Here is a 3249-nt window from a genome sequence, read left to right as displayed (position 1 = left end):
AGCGACGCTTCAGCCACGTCGTATAGATCACATCTCGACATATCTCGTCAGCCTCCCCGAAGGTCCAGGGCCGGTTTTTCCGCTCTCGTCTTCTGCTGTCAGGTCGGTGGAAAGCACCTTCGAAGGGCCTGCCGTCTTCTTCACAACCTAAGAAAATGCGCATTCTCGGACACGTTACGAAGTTTCGCGGCAGAGTGAGTTAATATGATATATATTTGTCGATCTGTCCGACTTTAAAGTTATACTGTCATGATATAGAGAGGGAGAGTTCAAACTATGTAGCTATCGCCGGATGTAGATGAAACGGATGAGATCGAGGCGCTCGCAGGATGGGAAACACCTTCAAAATAGTATAGTGCGGCTGCCGGGAATCGAACCCGGGCTACAAGCTTGGGAAGCTCATGTCCTAACCCCTGGACCACAGCCGCTCAGGCCCTTCATAGGAGGGCCATATCTCATAAAGCTTATGCTTTGGGGTGGAGAGCCACGATCTCCTCGAAGGCCGAGAGGACCGTCTCCAGATCCTCGCGGGGCAGGAGGTAGGTGCTCAGCTTGAACCGCCTGGTGAGGCCGGGCTTTATCCCGAAGATCTTCCTCTTCTTCAGCTCGCGATAGAGGAAATAGCGCCCCTTCTTCGCGGTCTGGGATATCTCGTAGAGGACTTCGGAGTTGAAGAACATCAGGTCGTGGTGGTGGGGCCGATCGCCCTGAAGGCTCATCCCGAGCCTCTCCATCTCTTCTGCAAACCAGCGGGCCTTCTCCACCTCCTCGTCCCACCGCTTCGTCCTCTCGACGACGGCAGGAAAGCTCGCCATCATCGTCAGCACCCCTGCGCCCCGGAGGGTGCATCCCAGCATCTCGATCTCCTTATTGGGCACCAGCTTCGATCTTCGGAATATCAGCGAGGCCAACTCCTCGGACGCGCCCAGCACCCCTATCGGACCCGAGGAGGCCATCGACTTGTGGCCGCTGCCGACGATGACGTCCGCGCCCAGCCTCTTCGCGGAGATCGGCATCCTCCCCACCGAGTAGGCTCCGTTGAGCATCAGGGGGATCTCCTCGCGATGGCATATCTCCGAGACGGCCTCCGCGTCCACCAGGTTGCCGTAGTTCCCGTCCGGGTAGGTGAGAACAGCCATACCGACCTTTTCGCCTCGGTTCTTCGCCCTCTCGATCGCCTCTCCATAACCCTCCGGGTCTACCCGATAGTGGGGCTTTTCGCTGGCAGGGACCAGCTCCACCTTCAGGCCCGAGAGCTCCGCGGCCAGGAGGGTGGTGTAGTGGACGTTGCCGTCGGCCACCACCGTCTCACCCCTCTTGCAGAGGGAGTGCATGGCCGCGAACATCCCCTCCCTCGCCCCGTGGGTTATCCTGACCTCGTCCACATCCAGAAACTCGGGGAGGGCCTGGTGGACGAACTCTCTTATGGGAGGGTTTTGGATCTCGTCTAGGGCCCCGGTGCAGAAGTCGCAGACCGAGTAGCCGTCGGCCCATTCCACTATCGCCTCTCTCGCCTCGGGGGTGAGGATGCCCCCTCTCTGGAGGGGGTCGATGTTTATGGCCCCCGCGGTGCCTCTCTTCAGACGGGTGAACTTATCGAGATTGTCAAGCATTCCTGGGGAGTTTGATCTTCCCTGCGGTATAACCCTTGCCCTGGACCGGACGGCCTCGATCCCGGCAGAAAAGGTGATATATCTTCTTGCAAGAGCCGGCTCTGATGTCAACTGTCATCGGCCACCGCGGTGCAAGGTCTATCGCTCCCGAGAACACCCTGGAGGCGATCCGCGCGGCCAAGATCTGCGGCGCCGACTACGCGGAGGTGGACATCCGTCTCTCGAAAGACGGCTCTCTGGTGGTCATCCACGACGAGACCGTCGAGAGGACCACCGACGGCTCGGGCAGGGTCGAGGATATGACCCTGGAGGAGATCAGGCGTCTGGACGCCGGGGGAGGGGAGAGGGTTCCCACCCTCGCCGAGGCCGTCGCCCTGGTCGAGGAGCTGGAGATGGGGATCGTCGTCGAGCTGAAAGAGGAGGGGCTCGAAGAGCTGGTGGCCCGGGAGGTGGAGGGGCGAAGGGCGATCGTCACCTCCTTTCGTCACGCCTCGGTCCGCGAGATCAAGGAGCTGGCCGAGGTAAAGACCGGGATCATCGTATCCTCGCTTCCCATAAACCCGGTGGATCTGGCCCTCCAGGCTCGAGCCGACTCCATCTTTCCGAGGATCACCAACCCCAACCTCTTCAAGAGGGCTCATCGGGAGGAGATCGAGGTCTATCCCTGGACGATAAACGACCCCGATAAGGTCCGCTGGCTGAGGCGGCTCGGGGCCGACGGGATCGTCACCGACGATCCCTGCGGGGTCCGAGCCGCCGCCGACGAGCCCGTCACCAACGTCGAAGCCGGAGAGTGCCAGTACTACCCCTGCCATTTCGAGGGCCAGGACTGCACTCACTGCTTCTGTCCCCTCTACCCCTGCAAAGATCCCGAGCTCGGCAAGTTCATCAGGACCAAGCGGGGCAAGAGGCTCTGGAGCTGTGTCGACTGCGCCCTGGTCCACAAGCCCAAAGTTGCCCAGTACTTAAGCGAGCATCCCGAGGCCTCCACCGAAGAGCTGAAGAGGGTGGATCGAGAGGCGAAAGAGGAGGCATGAAAGGCGCAGATGGTCTCCCCTATTGGAGATTTAGCCCCTCTCAGCCCTTGACCACCCGATCGGCCCTTTAGACGGAAAGATTTATGCACGCCCGGTGTATAAGACCCGGATTATGAGAAAGATTCTAGCATTAACGGTTGCAACTCTCGCCCTCCTGCAGGCCTGGTCTGCCATAGGGCAAGAGGATGTCCAAGACTTTCTAGGCCTCGACTCGGAGGCGGACATCCCCGCAGCCCTCAACGAGTTCTTGAACGATACCGCGAACGACACCGTAGATGACACGTTGAACGACACCGCGAACGAGAGCCTGATCGACACCAACCTCTCCACCACCGAGAGCCAGAAGGAGTTCCTCGACCTGGACGTCAACGAGAGCCTGATCGAGACCAACCTCTCCACCACCGAAAGCCAGAAGGAGTTCCTCGACCTGGACGTCAACGAGAGCCTGATCGAGACCAACCTCTCCACCACCGAAAGCCAGAAGGAGTTCCTCGACCTGGACGTCAACGAGAGCCTGATCGAGACCAACCTCTCCACCACCGAAAGCCAGAAGGAGTTCCTCGACCTGGACGTCAACGAGAGCCTGATCGAGACCAACC

General features: G+C 59.9%; 3 protein-coding genes and 1 tRNA gene. 2 read left to right on the top strand and 2 right to left on the bottom strand.

Going from position 1 to position 3249, the window contains the following annotated elements; genetic code table 11:
- Window positions 1-356 precede the first annotated feature (356 nt).
- Together ACP5EL_RS08185 and pscS are read right to left on the bottom strand one after the other, a co-directional pair.
- Window positions 357-428: transfer RNA gene (locus ACP5EL_RS08185), tRNA-Gly, on the bottom strand.
- A gap of 36 nt (window positions 429-464) precedes the next feature.
- Entirely contained in the window at window positions 465-1613 is a 1149-nt protein-coding gene (pscS, locus tag ACP5EL_RS08180) for an O-phospho-L-seryl-tRNA:Cys-tRNA synthase (protein WP_428402021.1), read from the bottom strand.
- 104 nt (window positions 1614-1717) lie between these two features.
- Here pscS and ACP5EL_RS08175 point away from each other — a divergent pair, with 104 nt between their 5' ends.
- Together ACP5EL_RS08175 and ACP5EL_RS08170 are read left to right on the top strand one after the other, a co-directional pair.
- Complete coding sequence (locus tag ACP5EL_RS08175; RefSeq protein WP_428402020.1) at window positions 1718-2650, top strand: glycerophosphodiester phosphodiesterase family protein; 933 nt, start codon at window positions 1718-1720, stop codon at window positions 2648-2650.
- A 112-nt stretch (window positions 2651-2762) separates the two neighbouring features.
- Window positions 2763-3249 (top strand): hypothetical protein (locus ACP5EL_RS08170; RefSeq protein WP_428402019.1); only part of this gene is annotated, 487 nt, incomplete at its 3' end.

Origin of the sequence: Methanocrinis sp. (assembly GCF_049974945.1) — an archaeon.
In the GTDB taxonomy this organism is placed as follows: Archaea; Halobacteriota; Methanosarcinia; order Methanotrichales; family Methanotrichaceae; genus Methanocrinis.
The sequence above is the reverse complement of the archived record's forward strand: the minus strand, read 5'-3'. Positions and strand labels throughout refer to the sequence as shown.

What these genes read in the sequence shown, in the direction of transcription:
- pscS (WP_428402021.1), bottom strand. Translation starts at nt 1,613, where the DNA reads ATGCTTGACAATCTCGATAAGTTCACCCGTCTGAAGAGAGGCACCGCG.
- ACP5EL_RS08175 (WP_428402020.1), top strand. Translation starts at nt 1,718, where the DNA reads ATGTCAACTGTCATCGGCCACCGCGGTGCAAGGTCTATCGCTCCCGAG.